This is a genomic window from Rhodococcus sp. SJ-3 (genome assembly GCF_051918125.1).
In the GTDB taxonomy this organism is placed as follows: domain Bacteria; phylum Actinomycetota; class Actinomycetes; order Mycobacteriales; family Mycobacteriaceae; genus Rhodococcus.
In genome coordinates this window covers 5,505,253-5,524,328 of record NZ_CM123306.1, presented here as the reverse complement: position 1 = coordinate 5,524,328, position 19,076 = coordinate 5,505,253, and the positions used below count along the sequence as shown (strand labels likewise).

19 protein-coding genes are annotated in these 19,076 nt (G+C 66.7%); 11 read left to right on the top strand and 8 right to left on the bottom strand.

Translation table 11 applies throughout. The features are described 5' to 3' along the window. The first annotated feature begins 146 nt into the window (after nt 1–146). Both ACTDXD_RS25680 and ACTDXD_RS25675 read left to right on the top strand, forming a co-directional pair. On the top strand, nt 147–1,565 hold the full coding sequence (locus ACTDXD_RS25680) for a WS/DGAT/MGAT family O-acyltransferase (protein WP_440124969.1): 1,419 nt from the start codon (nt 147–149) through the stop codon (nt 1,563–1,565). Next, nucleotides 1,546–1,791, top strand: a complete 246-nt coding sequence (locus ACTDXD_RS25675) for a hypothetical protein (protein ID WP_440124968.1) — start codon at nt 1,546–1,548, stop codon at nt 1,789–1,791. The genes ACTDXD_RS25680 and ACTDXD_RS25675 overlap by 20 nt, the downstream gene beginning before the upstream one ends. Before the next feature lie 45 nt (nt 1,792–1,836). Here ACTDXD_RS25675 and ACTDXD_RS25670 read toward each other — a convergent pair whose 3' ends face one another. The 5 genes from ACTDXD_RS25670 to ACTDXD_RS25650 all read right to left on the bottom strand — a co-directional run bounded on the left by ACTDXD_RS25670 (nt 1,837) and on the right by ACTDXD_RS25650 (nt 7,001). Further along, nucleotides 1,837–3,027 (bottom strand): glycoside hydrolase family 1 protein, encoded by a 1,191-nt coding sequence (locus tag ACTDXD_RS25670; RefSeq protein ID WP_440124967.1) that lies wholly within the window; start codon nt 3,025–3,027, stop codon nt 1,837–1,839. Nucleotides 3,028–3,034: 7 nt separating this feature from the next. After that, nucleotides 3,035–4,156, bottom strand: a complete 1,122-nt coding sequence (locus ACTDXD_RS25665; RefSeq protein ID WP_440124966.1) for an alpha/beta fold hydrolase — start codon at nt 4,154–4,156, stop codon at nt 3,035–3,037. 66 nt (nt 4,157–4,222) lie between these two features. Next, nucleotides 4,223–4,645, bottom strand: coding sequence for a hypothetical protein (locus tag ACTDXD_RS25660; protein ID WP_440124965.1), 423 nt, complete (start codon nt 4,643–4,645; stop codon nt 4,223–4,225). A 104-nt stretch (nt 4,646–4,749) separates the two neighbouring features. Then, complete coding sequence (locus tag ACTDXD_RS25655; protein ID WP_440124964.1) at nt 4,750–6,438, bottom strand: PHA/PHB synthase family protein; 1,689 nt, start codon at nt 6,436–6,438, stop codon at nt 4,750–4,752. Between the two features lie 176 nt (nt 6,439–6,614). Beyond that, nucleotides 6,615–7,001: a helix-turn-helix domain-containing protein gene (locus ACTDXD_RS25650; protein WP_440124963.1), complete on the bottom strand. Its 387-nt coding sequence runs from the start codon at nt 6,999–7,001 to the stop codon at nt 6,615–6,617. 140 nt (nt 7,002–7,141) lie between these two features. Here ACTDXD_RS25650 and hisD point away from each other — a divergent pair, with 140 nt between their 5' ends. The 8 genes from hisD to helR all read left to right on the top strand — a co-directional run bounded on the left by hisD (nt 7,142) and on the right by helR (nt 14,792). Then, nucleotides 7,142–8,464, top strand: a complete 1,323-nt coding sequence (hisD, locus tag ACTDXD_RS25645) for a histidinol dehydrogenase (RefSeq protein ID WP_440124962.1) — start codon at nt 7,142–7,144, stop codon at nt 8,462–8,464. Further along, the gene (locus ACTDXD_RS25640; RefSeq protein ID WP_440124961.1) at nt 8,461–9,591 is read left to right on the top strand and encodes a histidinol-phosphate transaminase; all 1,131 of its coding nucleotides are present in this window, start codon (nt 8,461–8,463) and stop codon (nt 9,589–9,591) included. The genes hisD and ACTDXD_RS25640 overlap by 4 nt, the downstream gene beginning before the upstream one ends. Beyond that, nucleotides 9,588–10,202: an imidazoleglycerol-phosphate dehydratase HisB gene (gene hisB / locus ACTDXD_RS25635; protein ID WP_440124960.1), complete on the top strand. Its 615-nt coding sequence runs from the start codon at nt 9,588–9,590 to the stop codon at nt 10,200–10,202. The genes ACTDXD_RS25640 and hisB overlap by 4 nt, the downstream gene beginning before the upstream one ends. Before the next feature lie 3 nt (nt 10,203–10,205). Further along, nucleotides 10,206–10,361 carry a hypothetical protein gene (locus ACTDXD_RS25630; protein ID WP_440124959.1) on the top strand — a complete coding sequence of 52 codons (156 nt, stop codon included), beginning with the start codon at nt 10,206–10,208 and terminating at the stop codon, nt 10,359–10,361. A 31-nt stretch (nt 10,362–10,392) separates the two neighbouring features. Further along, on the top strand, nt 10,393–11,523 hold the full coding sequence (locus tag ACTDXD_RS25625; RefSeq protein WP_440127802.1) for an MFS transporter: 1,131 nt from the start codon (nt 10,393–10,395) through the stop codon (nt 11,521–11,523). A gap of 10 nt (nt 11,524–11,533) precedes the next feature. Further along, nucleotides 11,534–12,169, top strand: a complete 636-nt coding sequence (gene hisH, locus ACTDXD_RS25620; protein WP_440124958.1) for an imidazole glycerol phosphate synthase subunit HisH — start codon at nt 11,534–11,536, stop codon at nt 12,167–12,169. Further along, nucleotides 12,166–12,417, top strand: a complete 252-nt coding sequence (locus ACTDXD_RS25615; protein WP_440124957.1) for a hypothetical protein — start codon at nt 12,166–12,168, stop codon at nt 12,415–12,417. Before hisH ends, ACTDXD_RS25615 begins: the two co-directional genes overlap by 4 nt. A gap of 161 nt (nt 12,418–12,578) precedes the next feature. Further along, a complete protein-coding gene (gene helR / locus ACTDXD_RS25610; RefSeq protein ID WP_440124956.1) occupies nt 12,579–14,792 on the top strand; it encodes an RNA polymerase recycling motor ATPase HelR in 2,214 nt (737 codons plus the stop codon). 19 nt (nt 14,793–14,811) lie between these two features. Here the strand turns inward: helR and ACTDXD_RS25605 are convergent, their stop codons facing one another. The 3 genes from ACTDXD_RS25605 to ACTDXD_RS25595 are packed head-to-tail and all read right to left on the bottom strand — an operon-like array spanning nt 14,812 to nt 16,711. Continuing rightward, entirely contained in the window at nt 14,812–15,249 is a 438-nt protein-coding gene (locus tag ACTDXD_RS25605; RefSeq protein WP_440124955.1) for a MaoC/PaaZ C-terminal domain-containing protein, read from the bottom strand. Then, complete coding sequence (locus tag ACTDXD_RS25600; RefSeq protein WP_440124954.1) at nt 15,246–15,692, bottom strand: FAS1-like dehydratase domain-containing protein; 447 nt, start codon at nt 15,690–15,692, stop codon at nt 15,246–15,248. Before ACTDXD_RS25600 ends, ACTDXD_RS25605 begins: the two co-directional genes overlap by 4 nt. Continuing rightward, the gene (locus tag ACTDXD_RS25595) at nt 15,680–16,711 is read right to left on the bottom strand and encodes a helix-turn-helix transcriptional regulator (protein ID WP_440124953.1); all 1,032 of its coding nucleotides are present in this window, start codon (nt 16,709–16,711) and stop codon (nt 15,680–15,682) included. Before ACTDXD_RS25595 ends, ACTDXD_RS25600 begins: the two co-directional genes overlap by 13 nt. Nucleotides 16,712–16,772: 61 nt before the next feature. On the opposite strand from ACTDXD_RS25595, the gene ACTDXD_RS25590 reads away from it, so the two are divergent. Next, the gene (locus ACTDXD_RS25590) at nt 16,773–19,019 is read left to right on the top strand and encodes an ATP-binding cassette domain-containing protein (protein ID WP_440124952.1); all 2,247 of its coding nucleotides are present in this window, start codon (nt 16,773–16,775) and stop codon (nt 19,017–19,019) included. The last annotated feature ends 57 nt before the right edge of the window (nt 19,020–19,076 follow it).

Here is a 19,076-nt window from a genome sequence, read left to right as displayed (position 1 = left end):
AACGGGGGTGAGCTCGACCTGTGGGTTTCGGGTGGCGCAGCGGGTGACCATGACGTAGAACTACGAGTGGGTCCCGCGTGAGTTCGCTCACCGGAGCTATCGGCGGGTCAGGGGGCTCGCCGCACAGGGGAGTAGAAGGACGAAGCATGCGGCTGCCGATGTCACCGACGGATTCGATGTTCCTGCTCGGTGAGACTCGCGAGCACCCGATGCATGTCGGTGGTCTCGTCATGTTCGAACCGCCCGAGGGACGCACCGCGAGCGATCTGCGGCAGATGTTCGTCGATGCGATCGCCCGGAGCGATGTCGAGGACGCTGCACCGCTGTGGCGTAAGCGGGCGGTACGTACGCTGGCCACTTTCGGTCAATGGGCGTGGGAGGACGACCCGTCGTTCGACCTCGAATATCACGTGAGGTTCACCGCCCTACCGCGCCCGGGTTCCACCGTCGAGTTGCGCGAGCTGGTTTCTCGCCTGCATGCGCCGTTGCTCGATCGTAGTCGTGCCCTGTGGGAGATGTACCTGATCGAAGGGCTCGCCGACGGCAGGTACGGGCTCTACATGAAGATGCATCACGCACTCGCCGACGGCGTGGGCGCGATGCGGCTGCTCCGTCGTGCATTGAGCACGGATCCCCACGAAACGGGTATGCCGGCGCCGTGGGCGGCTTCCGATACCTCGGACCCCCAGCGCTCCGTCATCGGTACCGCCCTCGAAATGCCGGGTACGGCGCTGCGCGCTGCCCGCGGAGTGATCTCGGAGGCGCTCGGGCTCGTGCCCGCGATCGTCGGCACCGTGGACCGTGCCATGCACGATCGGGGTGGATCATTGTCGCTCGCAGCTCCGCAGACGATTCTCAACGTGCCCATCGCCGGATCGCGACGGTTCGCCGCGCGCGCCTGGCAACTCGAGCGCCTTCGATCGGTTGCCAAGGCATCCGATTCGTCCCTCAACGATGTGGTGCTCGCGATGTGTTCGGGAGCGCTGCGAGCATTCCTGGCCGAGCGAGATTCGCTTCCCGATGAATCGTTGGTCGCGATGGTGCCCGTCGCACTGCGCAACGGCAAGGACACCGGGAACGACCTCGGTGTGCTGGTGTGCTCACTCGGCACCGACCGGCCCGAGGCAGCGAAGCGACTCGACGGGGTACGGGCCTCGATGTCGGAAGGGAAGAAGTCGATGAGTGGGATGTCGACCGCGTCCCGTCTCGCCGCCAGCGCAGTCGGAGTGGTTCCGTTGGCGTTGGGTGTACTGACCGGGAATCGTGTGTTGTCGCGTCCCGGGTTCAACGTCATCATTTCGAACGTGCCCGGCCCCGCCACCGCACTTTATTGGAACGGTGCCCGGGTGGACGCGGTGTACCCGCTCTCGGTCCCGCTCGACGGGCAGGCTCTGAACATCACATGTACGAGCACCGATGATCGGATTGCTTTCGGACTCACCGCATGTCGGCGTACCATTCCGGATCTGGGGACACTGCTCGATCACCTCGACGCCGAACTTGCCGCGCTCGAGCAGGCAGTCGGGATCCCGGCAGTGGTGGACATTGCCGAAGTGGGCGTCTGATCCGGTCTCGCGCGCAGCAGTCGGGCCGAGCCCTCAACTCCTCGTCGGATTCTTCGACGTCAGCGACGTCAGCGATCCGGTGACCGCGGGGTCGGGAACCCCGGGGTCGACGGGAAGTGGGCAACCGCAGAGCCTTCGGGATCATGGTGACCAGCTGATCGAGCTTGGTCTCGGATTCGCCCGTGCGCCGCGAGGCTTCGACGCCGGTGTCGCCGAAACCGGGTGAACAGCGACAGCGCCACCCGGTAGCGGACCTCGACCATGGCGCGCGCTACGGGAAGGGAGTCTCGGCGATGATCGTCCTGTAGGTTTCGACGGCGTCGGTCGGTCGGCGGGTGAGGCTCGGATCGCTCTGTACATCGACGGTGTACAGGCCGAATCGCTGTGTGTAGGTTCCCCACTCGTAGTTGTCGGTGAGAGACCAGTAGTTGTATCCGAACACCGGGGCGCCGTCGGCGATTGCGCGGCCCATCGCGTCGACGTGTTCACGCAGGTGTCGCGATCGGGTCCAGCCGTCGGTCCTCGGGGCGCCGTCGGCGGTCGCCATCCCGTTCTCCACGACATACAGCGGGACACCCGGGTAGCGGCGGGTGTAGTCCATGAGGGCGTCGTACATGCCCTGAGGGTGCGGCACCACCGACGAGTAGTCGCCGACTGCAGCATGGACCGCCGTAGGATTCTGCGCCGACACCCCGTAGTAGTAGTCGATGCCGACGTAGTCGAGGTCGGTGCGCACTCGATCGAGAAACCACGTGTCGAGATACGGCTGTGCGCCAGGGATGTACGCGGCATTCGAGGTCACCCACGCATCCGGATCCGCACGGTGGATCGCTGCGTACGCGCCGCGGTGAGCATCGACCAGTCGATCGAACATCGTCGGCACGTCGCGCGGTGCGAGACCGCCGTTCGCCACCTCTTGCCACACGTACTGGCTCGGCTCGTTGAACGTCACCCACAGGGCATCTGCGTCGGCGTAGCGTTCGGCGACCTTCTCTGCATGGACACCCCACGCGCGCACCGTGTCCGGATCCGCCCAGCCGCCGCGGTCGGCGATCCAGCCGGGATACACCCAGTGATCGAGTGTGAGCATCGGCCTCATGCCGTGGGCTCGGATCGTTTCCACCACGTCGTCGTAGTAGGCGAGTTCCGTCTCGTCCCAGCCGTGCGGGGTGGGTTGGATGCGAGCCCACTCCACGGAGATCCGGTAGACGTCCACGCCGAGTTCCGCGGCACGGGCGATGTCCTCACGGTAGCGGTACCGGAAATCGACGGCCGACCCGACCGGATCGTGGTGTGAGTCGTTCGAGTACCGCAGCCAGTTGCTGTCGGGTGGGTAGCCTTCGGTCTGGAACCCGGAACTCGCCACGCCCCAGAGAAATTCGTTCGTCTGAGAATGGGCGAGTGGGGCATGTGGAATGCCGAGTACTGCGATGAGAGCGAGTACCGCGAGGAACGCTCTCATCGCCGTGTCACGAGATCGCGGCGAGCGATCGGGCGAACGGAGTCCATACGTCCGCCAGGGACCGCCGCCCGATGAACAGCCCGATGTGGCCGGTGTCGACGATCGTCGTCACGATCTCCGACGGCGGGGTGGATACCTGCTTCGCCAGCGCGGTCACCTGCACCGGAGTTGCCATCGGATCGGCGTTGCCTGCGATCAGTCGCAGCGGGCACTCGATCGCCGCGAGATCCACGGTGCGTCCCTCTGCCACGAGCGTGCCTGCGATCAGTTCGTTCCCTACGAACAGGCGACGCATGATCCATTCGCGGAACGTGGCGGGAACCTCCTGACGCCACGCGAACCAGCGCCGCTCGGTCTCCATGCGTGAGACTTCGTCGGGGTCGTCGAGGGCTCCGAGCAGGGCCAATGCACGCTCGATCTCGCCGACCGGGTCGGTGGACTGCACACCGGCGGCGCGTGCGGTCCCGTAGAAGAAGTCGACCACGGACGCCGCAGCGCCGGCCGGAGCCTGCGCGAGCGCGGCGAGCGCAGGTTGCTCGGCGTGGAAATCGATGGGGGAGCCGGCGACGGTGAGGGTGCGCACCGCCTCAGGGTGGAGCGCCGCGTAGATCGTGCCGAGCCACCCGCCCTGGCTGTCGCCGACGATGTTCACCAGTCCGCCGAGGTGGGCGACGGCGTCGGCTACCACGGCCAGGTGCTCGTCGATCGAGGCGAAATCCGTACCGGCATTCGCCGGTGTCCAGTCGAGGCAGTACAGGCGGGTGAGGCCTCCGGCGCGCAGTGCTTCGACCTGACTTCGGCCGGGTGTGTGGTCGACGATGCACGAGTGGGTGCCGGCCTGAGGTGGCAGTAACAGTGTGGGCACCGATTCCCGGTCGACGGCATCGCGATCGCTGCAGTCACGTAGAGCCGCGAGCGGCGACCGCCGGGCGACGGGCCACGCGTGTGCCCAGGTCGGCGGGGTGTTGTCGGTCAGAGCTCCGTAGTAGCGGCCGATGTCCGATGCGATGGTCCACGGTGTGGGTCCGCGGCGTGCGAGTCCGAGGAGGTACGAGCTCCAACCGGCGATCGCCGCGGCCCCGATACGTATCGGGGCCGCGGCGATCTGTGTATGCGTCACCGGAGCCATGTACCGCACCGTAGAGCGCCGATCGGGCGCATGGGCGCGATTGCGGTCCGCAAGTGGGATCGTGTCCTACTTGAGAAGGTCGCGTGCCGTGCTGGTGACCGTGCTGGTGAGCTCACGGGCGAAGGAGACCTGCGCCTTGGTGATGTCGGCGACCCACTCGACGGGGGTGGCCTCGGCGAACTTCTCCTGCAGGTCGAGGAGGCTCGTGACGGCCTTCTCGTAGGTGTCGACACCGAGGTTGCCGCTCTGCTTGGCAGCCTCGACGAACTTGCTGTTGAACTCGTTGACGCGCTCGGTGGTCTCGTCGACGACCTTGGTGAAGTCGGCGGCGGCCTTGTCGGCTGCGGCGGTGGCGCTCTCGGTGAGCTTCTCGGCGGTCTTCTGTGCCGTCGCGGCGGCGTCGGTCGCAGCCTTGCTGGCGGCGTCGGTCGCCTTCGCTGCGGCGTCGTTGGCCTTGGCGGCGGGGATGGGCTTGGCGGGAGCAGTCATGGTGTTTCCCTTCGTGGAGCGCGGGGTGGAGCGCTGTAGCAGGTCGGTGCGCCGCGATCGACGCTGTTAGCAGGTTAGCAGAATGAATGCTAACGCGCAACGGGTCAGCTGAAGACGTACGTCCCGGGTGCATCGTCGAGGACGGGATGCTCCTTGCTTCCCATGGATGGAGGTGCAACCAGGGTGCCTGCACGCTTGGTCGACCACACCGTCCAGTCCTCCCACCACGATGCGGCCGCGTGGCGAGTGGCCTTCTCATGCCACGACTTCGGATCCGAGGGAAGTGCGACCGGTTCGTCGTCCGGGGCACCGACAGCCTCGAACCAGGCCTTCGGATTGGGCGGATTGACCGCGCCTGCAACGTGTCCGCCGCTCGTGAGTACGTACCGCACATCGCCACCGAGCAGGTTCACGGCCTTGTACGACGACGTCCACGGCACGATATGGTCGTTGATCGCACCCACGATGTACGTGTCGCAGGTGACATCCGACAGATCGAGGACGGACCCGTCCAGCTCGTACTTCTTCTCGGCGAGTTCGTTGCGCCCGTAGAGGGTTCGCAAATAATGCGAGTGCATCGTCGCGGGCATGCGAGTGCTGTCTTCGTTCCACGCGAGGATGTCGAATGCCGCAGGCTTCTCGCCCTTCATCCACCGGGACACCCAGTAGTTGAAGATCAGGTCCTTCGCGCGGATCATGTCGAAGGTGCCGCCCATCTCCGACCCGGACAGGAATCCCTGCCTGCTCATGCGGAATTCGACCTTGTCGAGAGTCGCAGGATCGGTCAGCAGGGCGAGTTCGCCGACCTCGCTGTAGTCGAGAAGAGTGTTGAGCATCGTGAACGCGCTGATCCGCTTGTCGCCGATCGCGCCCATCTTCGCCGCGGCCATCGCCGCTACCGCCCCCCCGAGGCAGATCGAGAGCACCTCGATCCGCGAGGCGCCGGTGATCTCCTCGACGACGTCCAGGGCGGTGGCGATGCCCAGCCGGTAGTAGTCGTCCATCGTGATGTCCTGCATCGTCTCGTCCGGGTTGCGGTACGAGATCATGAACACCGTGCGATTGCGCTGGATCGCCCACTCTGCCAGGCTGCGCCCAGGCGCGAGGTCGAGGATGTAGTACTTGTTGATCCATGGCGGCGCTGCCAGGATCGGGATCTCATGGACCTTCTCGGTCTGCGGTGCGTACTGGATCACTTCGATCAGATCGTTGCGGAACACGACTTTGCCCGCGGTGGCTGCCATGTTCTCGCCGAGGGTGAACGCCCCACGATCCACCTTCAGTGGAATTCCCTTGCGATGCACCAGATCATCCACGGCAAACTTCGCCCCGCGGAACAGGCTTGCGCCACCGGTGTCGAGTGCGCGCACGAGCACACCGGGATTGATCAGGAAGTTCGACGGTGCCAGCGCATCGAACATCAGATTCGCGAACTGGCGTGCCTTGGCGTCGGCCAGTGCATCACCCTCGCCTGCGTCGACGAGGTCTTCGACGTATTCGCGGGTGGCGAGGTAGCTCTGCAGCAACGAGAAGTACGCGGGATTCTCTTTCCAGGCCGCATCGGAGAAGCGTCGATCCTTCGGGTCCGGCGGCACCGGGGCCTGGGGCTCGCTCGCATTCCACACGCGGGTCGCCGCCGCCGGGATATGCGCGAGACGGTTGGCGTACTCCGTGGTTGCGTCGGCGATCGCACGCGGATTCTTCGCGGCGCGGCCGGCGACGGACGCGACCGCCGGCCCCCACCCGATGGGATCGAGCGACGACGAGATCTTCTTCTGCAGATTGTTGAGCACCGGGGCAACTCCAGAACTGGGTCGGTTGTTACCTCGAGGCTGACACCTCCGCGGCGGCCGCGCACCTTACCGCAAGGTACATGCCGAGTGCACGTTGGGGTCGGCACGGCCCATACCGTCCTGACCTGCCGCCCAACCGTGAGCGAAAGCCCTGACCTGCACAAATGTGAATCTGCTCACTCGGAGTCGGAGTTCGCCGATCCGCCACCGCGTCGTCGCTTTGCAACCGTGACCTCCCGGAACGCGTCGTACATCTCTTCGAGGGACCGCCGCTGGGCATTGGTCAGATCCGGATCCTCGCGAAGTGCCTTGGTCACCGCCGACTCTCCGTCTGTATCCGGCGTCACCTGCGACACCAGTGCATCCGCCGACATGTGCAACTGTTCGGCAATCGCATGGAGGACGCGATCGCTCGGCGCCCGCAGGTTTCGTTCGATCTGCGACAGATACGGATTCGAGATGCCCACCATCGACGCCAATTGGCGCATCGGGAGTTCCGCGAGTTCACGCTGGCGTCGGATGAGTTCGCCCAGAGTGGTCGGGCGCTCGTCGTCCTGGTTCATTCCGCCAGCATAAGGTCGGTGCGGAAACGAACCGGCCGGTCGGGTGACCCACTCGCGCGGGCGCCGCACCCGCGTGTGCTCTATTTACTGTCTATGCGGATAATAGACAGTGCTCCCTGATCAGCGAGAGAGGACACCTCATGCTTGCCCGCACCGACCTGCGCGGTCGTACTCCCACCACTGCGGAGCTGAGGGGCGCACTGCCCCGCGGCGGAGTGGACGTGGACGCGGTGCTGCATCACGTTCGTCCCGTTGTCGAGGACATCCGCGACCGCGGCGCCGACGCCGCACTCGACTACTGCGAGAAGTTCGACGGAGTGCGCCCCGACAGCGTCCGCGTACCCGAGGCCGAGCTGGAACGGGCCCTCGCCGAGATCGATCCCGCGGTACGCGCGGCCCTCGAGGTTGCCATCGAACGCACCCGTAAGGTGCACGCCGACCAGCGACGCGCCGACACCGTCACCGAGGTGGTGCCGGGCGGCACCGTCACTGAACGCTGGGTGCCGGTCGACCGGGTCGGGCTGTACGTACCCGGCGGAAACGCCGTGTACCCGTCGTCCGTCGTTATGAACGTCGTCCCCGCGCAGGCTGCGGGCGTCGAATCGCTCGTGATCGCGTCGCCGCCGCAGAAGAACTTCGGCGGCCTGCCCCACCCGACCATCCTCGCGGCGGCCGCACTGCTCGGCGTCGACGAGGTCTGGGCCGTCGGCGGCGGTCAGGGCATCGCATTGCTGTCCTACGGCGGCACCGACACCGACGGCGCCGAACTCGCGCCCGTCGACATGATCACCGGCCCCGGCAACATCTACGTCACCGCCGCCAAGCGACTATGCCGCTCCGTGGTCGGCATCGATGCCGAGGCGGGCCCCACCGAGATCGCGATCCTCGCCGACCACACGGCCGACGCCGTGCACGTCGCAGCCGACATGATCAGCCAGGCCGAGCACGACGTCATGGCCGCGTCCGTGCTGGTGACCACGAGCCCCGAGCTCGCTGACGCCGTAGACGTTGCGCTCGCCGCACAGCTCGAACTCACGAAGCACCGCGAACGTGTCGCCACCGCACTGTCCGGAAGCCAGTCCGGCATCGTGCTGGTCGACGACATCGCGCAGGGCCTGAACGTGGTCAACGCCTACGCGGCCGAACACCTCGAGATCCAGACGGAGAACGCGTCGGACGTCGCCGCGCAGGTCCGGGCCGCCGGAGCGATCTTCGTCGGCCCGTGGGCCCCGGTCTCACTCGGCGACTACTGCGCCGGCTCGAACCATGTACTGCCCACGGCCGGGTGCGCGCGGCACCAGTCCGGGCTGAGCGTGCAGACGTTCCTACGCGGAATCCACGTCGTCGAGTACGACGAGGCGGCTCTGAAAGACGTGTCCGGCCACGTGATCACCCTCGCGAACGCCGAGGACCTGCCCGCACACGGCGAGGCCGTGCGACTGCGCTTCGAGGCTCTCAAGTGAGCGCGGCGATCCCGGGCGGCGCAATCACACTCGACGATCTGCCGCTGCGCGAGAACCTGCGTGGTAAATCGCCGTACGGTGCTCCGCAGCTGACGGTGCCGGTCCAGCTCAACACGAACGAGAACCCGCACCCGCCGACGAAGGCACTCGTCGACGACGTCGCAGAATCGGTTCGTGAGGCAGCGACACAACTGCACCGCTATCCCGACCGCGACGCCGTCGCCCTGCGCACCGATCTCGCCGCGTACCTCACTCGGCAGACCGGTATCACGGTGGGTCTCGAGAATGTCTGGGCGGCAAACGGATCCAACGAGGTGCTGCAGCAGATCCTGCAGGCGTTCGGCGGACCGGGCCGCAGCGCAATGGGGTTCGTGCCGTCGTATTCGATGCACCCGATCATCGCTGACGGAACACAAACCGAATGGCTGCCCACCTACCGGCGCGACGACTTCACCCTCGACATCGAGGCCTCCGTCACCGCGATCCGCGACCGGCAGCCCGACGTCGTGTTCGTCACGAGCCCCAACAATCCGACGGGCCACAGCATCCCGCTCGACGAGCTGCGCCCGATCCTCGACGCCGCCCCGGGCATCGTGATCGTCGACGAGGCATATGCCGAGTTCTCCGCCGTGCCGAGTGCGCTGGCGCTGATCGACGAGTACCCGGCGAAGATCATCGTCTCGCGAACCATGAGCAAGGCCTTTGCCTTCGCCGGTGGTCGGCTCGGCTACCTCGCGGCGGCCCCGGCGGTGATCGACGCGTTGCTGCTGGTTCGCCTGCCGTACCACCTTTCGGTGATCACACAGGCCGCCGCCCGGGCGGCATTACGGCACGCCGACGCCACGCTCGGGTCCGTCGCCGAACTGGCTGCGCAACGTGACCGCGTCGCAGCCGAACTCGCCCGGTTCGGATACGACGTGATCCCGTCCGATTCCAACTTCATCCTGTTCGGCCGTTTCGCAGACGCCGCCACCACATGGCAGCGGTACCTCGACCACGGCGTCCTGATCCGGGACGTCGGCATCCCGGGGTACTTGCGCACCACAATCGGACTCGCACACGAGAACGACGAACTTCTGCGGGTCAGTGAGATACTCGCCGCAACCGAAATCGAGGTAACCCGATGAGCGACCGCATCGCCAAGGTCGAACGCACCACGAGAGAATCGAGCATCACCGTCGAGGTGAACCTCGACGGCAGCGGACGCACCGACATCGCGACGGGAATTCCGTTCTACGACCACATGCTCACCGCGCTCGGTCAGCACGGCTCGTTCGACCTGACCGTGCACGCCAAGGGCGACGTCGAGATCGAAGCGCATCACACCGTCGAGGACACCGCGATCGTGCTGGGCCAGGCCTTCAACGAGGCTCTCGGCGAGAAGCGTGGTATCCGTCGGTTCGGCGACTGCTTCATTCCGATGGACGAGACCCTTGCGCACGCGTCCGTCGACGTCTCCGGACGACCGTACTGCGTGTTCACCGGCGAACCCGACTACATGGTGCATTCGGTGATCGGCGGCTACCCGGGCGTGCCCTACTCGACCGTCATCAACCGGCACGTGTTCGAATCCTTCGCATTCCACGCGCGCATCGCATTACACGTGCGCGTGCTCTACGGCCGCGATCCGCATCACATCACCGAGGCCGAGTTCAAGGCTGTTGCACGCGCACTGCGTGAGGCCGTCGAACCGGATCCCCGCGTAACCGGTGTGCCGTCGACCAAGGGCAGTCTGTAAGCGATGGATGTTGTCCTCACCTACGCCTGTTTCCTCGCCGCGGGGATCACGGCCGGCGGCACCTGGTCGATGTGGAAGTCCCGGAATCTCCTGTTCGCCGGGGTTCTCCTTGCAATCACGGTGCTTGCCGTGATCGCGGGTGTGCTCAGGTTGGTCTGACGTGACGCAGGACGGTCCGGCACTGCTTCGCGTGCGCGGGCTCCCTGCGGCGTGGATACTGGCTGCCGCAGCGTTCGGCGGATTCTCCCTGCTGCTGCCCGTCGTCCCCTGGGCCATCGCCGAAGCCGGCGGATCCGACACGCTCGCCGGGTCGGTGACGGCGGTGTTCATGCTCACCACGGTTCTCACTCAGATCGCCATGCCGCGACTGATGCGGACGTACGGTCACCGTGCCACGCTCATCGCCGGCTGCCTGCTGCTCGGTCCGCCGTCGTTGCTGTTTCTCCTGTCGGTGGCTCCGGCCGCTGTCCTCGGGATCTCCGCGGTGCGCGGGATCGGATTCGGCATGATCACCGTCGCGGCGTCCGCACTCGTGGGCGAACTCGCCCCTCCACGCCTGCTCGGCCGGGCGACGGGGGCGCTCGGTGTCGGGATCGCTGCGTCGCAGATGATCGGCCTGCCCGCCGGCCTGGCGATCGCCGAACGTTACTCCACCACACCGGTGTTCCTCCTCGGGGCGATCGTCACTTCGGCCGCTCTCATCGCGGCGTTCCGGCTACCGCAGACACCGAAGCGCGCTGCCACGCCGAGCGGCCGCATCCCGCTGCGGGTGCTGCTGTTTCCCATGGTTGCGGTCGGAGCGGGGGCCATCGCCTACGGCGGACTGACCTCACTCCTGCGCATTGCCGTCGCCGATCTCCCCGTCCCGACCGCGCTGGCCGTGCTCAGCGCGTCCACGCTCGTCGGACGTTTCGGCGCGGGTGCCCTCGCCGACCGCTTCGGTGCGGGCAGGATGCTGCCCGTCGGCCTCGGTCTCGCCGCCGTGGCGATGGTGCCGTTCGCTCTCATCGCCGACGACCGAGCGGGCGCAGGAGCCCTGATCGGAGCCTCGGTGTGCTTCGGGCTCGGCTTCGGCATCGTGCAGAACGAGGCACTGCTCGTCGCGTTCCGGCGCGCCGGCTCCGAGCACATCGGATCCGCGAGTGCCGCATGGAACATCGGCTTCGACGCGGGCACCGGCGCCGGATCCTTCGCGCTCGGCGCAGTGGCCGCCGCATCCGGATACCCGGCGGCCTTCGCGGTCGCCGCGCTGCTGGTCCCCACGCTCCCATTGCTCGCGAGGCTCGCCGGCCCGTCCGAACGTCCCCGTCCCTCCACATAGAATCGACAACATGAGCGCAACCACGGTGGCCGTCCTCGACTACGGCTCGGGAAATCTCCACTCCGCGACCCGGGCTCTGGCCCGCACCGGCGCGCACGTCGAGGTCACTTCCGATCCCAAGGTCGCGCTCGCCGCGGACGGTCTCGTCGTCCCCGGCGTCGGCGCATTCGACGCCTGCATGCGGGGCCTGCGCAGCGTAGGCGGCGAGAAGATCATCGGTACCCGGCTGGCCGGGGGACGCCCGGTACTCGGCATCTGCGTCGGCATGCAGATCCTGTTCGAGAAAGGCGTCGAACACGGCATCGAGACCGAAGGCTGCGGCGAATGGCCCGGTACCGTCGAGCGTCTCGACGCCCCCGTTCTGCCCCACATGGGCTGGAACACCGTCGAGGGGGCGAAGGACTCCGTCTTGTTCGCTGGAATGGACGCCGACACGCGTTTCTACTTCGTCCACACCTACGCGGCGCAGACGTGGGAACTGCCCGAACCCGAACGACTCGCACCGCCCCGCCTGACCTGGGCCGAGCACGGCAGCAGGTTCCTCGCCGCGGTCGAGAACGGTCCGCTCTCGGCGACGCAGTTCCACCCGGAGAAGTCCGGTGACGCGGGCGCCGTGCTGCTGCGCAACTGGGTGGGCTCCTTGTGACCACGCCCGACGAGGGGGAGCGGCCGGACGAGCCGACCGGAGACCTTTCGCTCGGCAAGCTCGCGATGTCCTCGCTCGGCGCGGCCGCAGCGGTGCTGCTCGTCGCTGCCCTTGTCATCGTGTTGCTGAAGCCGGAACCGGTGATCGGTCTGATGGTGGCCCTCGTCGGAGTGGTCGGCGCGATTGCTGTGATGGGGATCGTGTCGAAGCGGATGACGCGGAAAGCGTTCGGTCCGGAAAAGAAATAGGACGTTGCACGGGGCAATTCCCACTGCTACGTCCTTCCCTCTCCAAGATATATCTCACTCGGGGGCTTGCGGCAAGACCCCCGGTGTACCCCAGAATCATCCTCCTGGCCGGATCCGTGCACGTCACGGTTGTGCCCGGCCGGGAGAGGGGAAACATCGTCATGACGCTCGACGACATACACACGACTCGACACGAACAGCAGGAGAGGCACGAGAAGGAGCTGAACTCCGAACGGCGGTACGTGGCACGGCTCCACGCACAGCTGGATTCGGAACGGGCCGACGCATCGGCACGATACGAGGCGGCGCTGCGTGACAGCGGGTACTCACCGATGGAACGCGACGTCGAGGTACGCTCGCAGGCCCGGGCGATCGCACGATTGGACGTGGCAGACGCCGGACTGTGCTTCGGCCGGTTGGACGCAGCGTCAGGCGAGCGCTCGTACATCGGCAGGATCGGGCTCCTCGACGAGGCAAACGACTACGAGTCGTTGCTGCTCGACTGGCGGGCGCCGGCTGCACGTCCGTTCTACGTGGCAACCGCGGCGAGTTCCGAGGGCATGCGTCGACGCCGCCAGTTCCACACCCGTGGACGGGAGATCGTCGACTTCACCGATGAATCGCTCGGGCGTCCGTCGGACGACGACACCGGGGACTCGGCGCTGCTTGCCGCGGTGACCGCGCCGCGCGGCGAGGGAATGCGCGACATCGTGGCGACGATCCAGGCTGAACAGGACGCGATCATCCGACTCGACCACCCGGGCGTACTCGTCATCGAGGGAGGGCCGGGCACCGGCAAGACGGTGGTGGCGCTGCATCGTGTGGCCTACTTGCTCTACACCCAGCGCGAACGGATGGAACGCCACGGCGTGCTCGTCGTCGGACCCAACCCGGAGTTCCTGCGGCACATCGGGCACGTGCTGCCGTCGCTCGGTGAGACCGACGTGGTGTTCGCGACCACGGGAGACCTGGTTCCCGGACTGCACGTCACCGCAGAGGACGCGCCGGACGTGGCGCGGCTCAAGGGATCGTCGACAATTCTCGACGTGCTCGCCGCAGCGATCACCGACAGACAACGGCAACCGCACGACCCGATCATGATCGAGTTGACCGACGTCACGGTGCGGATCGACGCCGACACCACCGAATGGGCGATCGACGAAGCGCGGGCGAGCGGCCTGCCGCACAACGAGGCACGCGCGGTCTTCACCGAGATCATCACGTGGGTACCCACCGAACGGGCCATCGCACGGATCGGCCGCGGATGGCTGGACCGGTCTGACAAGCAGGCATGGGAGGACATGCGCTCGGATCTGAGCGTCGAACTCGAAGAGCACGAACGGTTTACGGCCGCGTTGGACGAACTCTGGCCGATCGTCACGCCGGAGGAGTTGTTGGCGCAGCTCTACACGTCGGAGGCACGGCTCCGCGCAGCCGGTGCCGATCAGGCGCTGTGGCGCGCCGACGGCCACGCGTGGACGGTCTCCGACGTGCCGCTGCTCGACGAACTCGTCGATCTCCTCGGACGCGCCGGCCCCGTCGATGACACCGCGGAACGCGAACTCGCGGCCGAGGCCGACTACGCAGCGGGAGTGCTGGACGTCCTGGTGAACCGTGAAGACCACATGGACGACGAAGACCACCTGTTCGCGCAGGACATGCTCTACGGCTCCGATCTGGCGGGGCGCTTCACCGAGCGCGACACCCGCGACCTTGCCGAACGCGCGGCAGCGGATCGGGAATGGACCTACCGGCACGTCGTCGTCGACGAAGCGCAGGAACTGTCCGAGATGGATTGGCGGGTGCTGATGCGTCGCTGTCCGGGACGCTCGTTCACAATCGTCGGTGATCTCGCTCAGTGCCGATCGGCGGCGGGAGCGACGTCGTGGAGCGAGATGCTCGAGCCGTACGTCCCTGGACGGTGGGTGTACCGATCGTTGACCGTGAACTACCGGACACCCGCCGAAATCATGACCGTTGCCGCCGGTGTGCTCGCCGAGTTCGCGCCTGGTATCGCACCGCCGGAGTCGGTCCGTGAGGCGGGGGTGGCACCCTGGTCCAGGCTGGTGAGTAGCGACGAACTAGGCGGCGCCGTAGAGGAATTCGTGCGTGTCGAAGCCCTCGAAGAAGGAACGAGCGTCGTGATCGGACCGTCGGACGTCCCCGGCGCGGTCCTGCCCTCGGAGACCAAGGGCCTCGAATTCGACGCGGTCCTCATCGTCGAACCCGAACGGATCCTCGCCGACGGACCGCGCGGGGCAGCGGACTTGTATGTTGCGCTGACCCGTGCCACCCAGCGTCTCGGGGTCCTGCACCGCGCACCGTTGCCAGAGATCCTGTCCGGTCTCATGGACCGCGCCCCGCTCACACAATGAACTTCGACCGAGCCTCGGGTCAGGCCGGGAGCCGGACCTGGGCCTGCGTCTTTCCGAGGACGGTGCGGCCCTCGCAGCTCACCGTGATGTCGATCCGCGCCGTGTGTTCGTCGGGGTCGAGTCGGGCGACCTTGGCGGAGATCGACAGGGTGGCGCCGTCGACCGGATCGACGACAACGGGACGTGTGAACCTCGTCTCGTACGAGATCACCGCGGTGGGATCGCCGATCCAGTCCACCACCGCCTGCAGCGCAAGGCCCGCAGTGAGCATCCCGTGCGCGAGCACCCCCGGAAGACCGACCTCGACAGCTGTGACCTCGTTGTAGTGGATCGGATTCAAATCGACCGATGCGCCCGCATAGCGAACCAGGTCGTCGCGAGTGATCCTCGGTTCGGCCTTGGCGACGACGGCACCGACCTCGAGGTCGCCGAACGCGCGGCGGGTGGGCAGGCTCATGCGTCGCCTCGATGCAGGAAACTCGAGGTCACCGTTGCGACCAGCGCGCCGGTCTCGTCGCAGACCTCGCAGATCGTCGAGAGGAAGGAATTACCCGCGCGCTCGGACACGTCGACGATGGTCAACGTCGTCGACAGCTCGTCGCCTGCGACGATGGGACGGCGGTATTCGATCTTCTCCGAACCGTGGACGACCCGATGCAGCTCGATGCCGGTGCCGGGGGACTCCATCAGCTGGGTCACGGCCGGACCCAGCACCACGGTGCTGAAGGTCGGTGGTGCGACCACATCGGCGAACCCGGCTGCGCGGGATGTCTCGACGTCGTGATGGAGCGGGTTCGTCGAGCGCACGGCGCGGGCGAATTCACGGATCTTCTCGCGGCCGACGAGATAGTTCGTCGGTGGGAATACCCGACCTGCGAGATCAGGGTTCAGTGGTGCCATCCGCCGAGCTTATCGGGCAGCAAGGCCGGGTCGGTGCGGGAATCGTCCGTTGCGGCAGACAATCGCTGCGCGAACAGCCGGCACGAGCGTAGAAGAGCCTCGCTGCCATCGATCCTGAAGTCGGCATCGACGAAGGCGAGGATGAGGACGAGCCACTGCCACGAGTCCACATCGAGGCCGACAGCGGTGCAATCGTCGTTCGCGGAGCGGACCCGGGCTTCCTGGAACTTCAGTGTGTCGGCGACGTGCTCGACCGGCGCGTCGACCAGCAGATCCACCGGTTCCTTGCCTCGGCGAAGGCTATGGCGAAGGTATTCCGACGCAGAGTCGGCCGGCAGATCCCGTATCGGGTAGCGGTGGCCGGTACGGACCGGTTCGTGCAGGCGGTCGACCCGGAAGACGCGCCAGTCCTTGCGGCGGGTGTCCCATGCCAACAGGTACCAGCGCAGGAGGTGGTGGATCTGGCGGTACGGGTCGACGCGTCGCTCGGTGGTGTTACTCGCTGCGTCGACATAACGGAAGGTGATCGTCTCCCGGCGCGTGATGGCCTCGGCGATGGTGCTCAGGTGCTGTGCGGTCACCGTCGGTGCCTGCTGGGGACTGGTCTCCAGTCCGGCACGGATGGCGGTGAGCAGCGGTCGGAGTCGAGTGGGAAGGAACTGGTCGAGTTTGCCGTACGCGCGGGTTGCCGCATCGTCGATGCCGTCTGTCGCCGCATCGTCGATGCCACCTTCCTCGGGCCCCACAGCGGCCAGTGCGGCGAGTGCCAGCAGTGTGGCGACGGCCTCGTCGTCGTCGAGAACGAGCGGTGGCATCGTTCGCCCGGCGGCGAGTCGGTAGAAACCGCCGGGACCGGGCTGCGTCTCGACCGGGTACCCGTACCCGCGGAGGCGGTCGACGTCGCGGCGCAGCGTCCGCGGACTGACTTCGAGCCGGCGTGCGAGTTCGTTGCCACCGATCGCGCGACCGGTCTGCAGGAGGGACAGCAACTCGAGCATCCGTTCCGTCACGTCGGCCATGTCCCGATTCTCCCCGAAAATGCGGTCAGGATCCGACCGCATCCGGTCGTACCGTCGAGGTATGGCAGCAACGCGACACATCACCGTTCGCAGGGCACACACCAACAACCTGGCCGACCTCGACCTCGACATCCCGCGCCACCGGCTGGTCGTCGTCGTCGGGGTGTCCGGCTCGGGTAAATCCTCCCTGGTGTTCGACACGATCGCCGCCGAAGCGGGATATCAGCTGGGCGAGACGTTCCCGCCGTTCACCAGGAACCGACTGCCGAAATGGGCCCGGCCCGCCGCCGAACACATCGCAGGCCTGACCCCGGTGATCGTCATCGATCAGCGCAGGATCGGCGGAAACGCCCGCTCGACCGTCGGCACCATCACCGACACGTGGACCTACCTGCGATTGCTGTACTCGCGCATCGGGACACCTCACGTGGGCGAATCGAATCGCTTCTCGTTCAACGACCCCGCGGGAATGTGCCCCACCTGCTCGGGCCTGGGGGAAGTCGTCGCCAGTGCGGTCGAACGCTTCCTCGAGGTCGACAAGTCGCTCGCCGACGGCGCCATCGTGCTCCCGGGTTTCGGCCACGGCGGGTACTGGTACTCGTTGTACGCCGACATCGGCACGTTCGACGCCCATACCCCGCTGCGGCAGTGGAGCGAGGCCGAACGCGACGCACTCTTGTACGGCGGTGAGGCCGCGGCGAAACTGGGCCGCAGGACGCCGAAGGAGTACGAGGGCGTCGTCCCGCGATTCGAACGCATCTACCTGCACACCTCCGACAATCTGTCCGAACGCAAGCAGGACACCATCCGCCGCTTCACGAGATCGCAGACCTGTCCCGAGTGCGACGGCGACCGGCTGAACAAAGCCGCCCGCACCGCGGTCGTGCTCGGCCGTACCCCCGGCGAGATGTCCCGTCTCGAGATTGCCGAACTCCTCGACCTCGTCCGCACTATCGATTCAGCCCATGTCGCGCCGGTCGTCGCCGCGCTGACGGAACGGCTCGACGCCATGGTGAAGATCGGACTCGGGTACCTGACACTCGCCCGCCCGACCACAAGCCTGTCCGGCGGCGAATCCCAGCGCATCAAGACGGTCCGACATCTCGGATCGAGCCTGACCGAGATGACCTACGTGGTCGACGAACCGACAGTGGGGCTGCACCCGAGCGATGTCGAGTCGATGGTCGAACTGCTCGAACACCTCTGCAGCAGTGGTAACAGCGTGCTGGTCGTCGAACACGATCCCGCGGTGATGGCCCGGGCGGACGAGGTGATCGAGATCGGCCCGGGCGCCGGCGCGGCCGGCGGCCGACTTGTGTTCCAAGGGGCATTCGACGACCTGCGCCGCGCCGATACTCCGACCGGACGTGCCCTGCGTCGACGAGCACTGCCCGAGCGTGCGCCACGGCTCGCGGCCGGGTGCCTCACCGTCGCCGACGCACGACGCAACAATCTGCAGCATCTCACCGTGCAGATCCCCAGAGGCGTGATGACCGTGCTCACCGGCGTTGCGGGATCCGGGAAGTCCAGTCTGGCCACGGAACTCGTCGACCAACACGAGGCAATCGTGATCGACCAGAAGCCCGTGAGCACCAACCGGCGCTCCACCCCGATCACCTACACCGGCATCGCACCCGCAATCCGGAGACTGTTCGCGCGCCGCAACGACGTGCCCTCGGCTCTGTTCAGTGCCAACTCCGACGGCGGGTGCCCGGATTGCAAGGGCACCGGTGTCATCTACACCGATCTCGCGTTCATGGAGGGACAGGAAGTCGTGTGCGAGACGTGCCACGGACGTCGATTCACACCCGAGGTCCTCGCGCACACTGTCGACGGGCTGTCCATCGCGGACGTCGAGGATCTGACCGTCGAGCAGGCCGTTGCCCGGTTGCCCGACAAGGGCATCGCTCGCGCGCTGGAACAGCTCGCGGCGGTCGGCCTGGGCTATCTGCGTCTGGGGCAGTCGTTGAGCACGCTCTCGGGAGGCGAATGCCAGCGAGTCAAGATCGCCAAGGAACTGCGGCAGGTGGAACAGACCACCACCTATGTCCTCGACGAACCGACCACCGGGCTGCACATGAGCGACATCGACGCCTTGCTGCACGTTCTCGACACGCTCGTCGAGCTGGGGAACGATGTGGTGGTTATCGAGCACAACCTCGACGTCGTCCGCCGCGCCGACTGGCTGATCGACCTCGGCCCCGGGCCCGGCCGACACGGCGGGACCGTCCTGTTCCAGGGACACGTGGCCGACTACACGGGATACGACACGCCCACGTGTCGTGCACTGACGGACGCACTCGAATGAGCCCCGGCGCGCACGCGTCGGTGACGTCGGGCCCGGTGGCGGTCTCCGGTGGTTCGA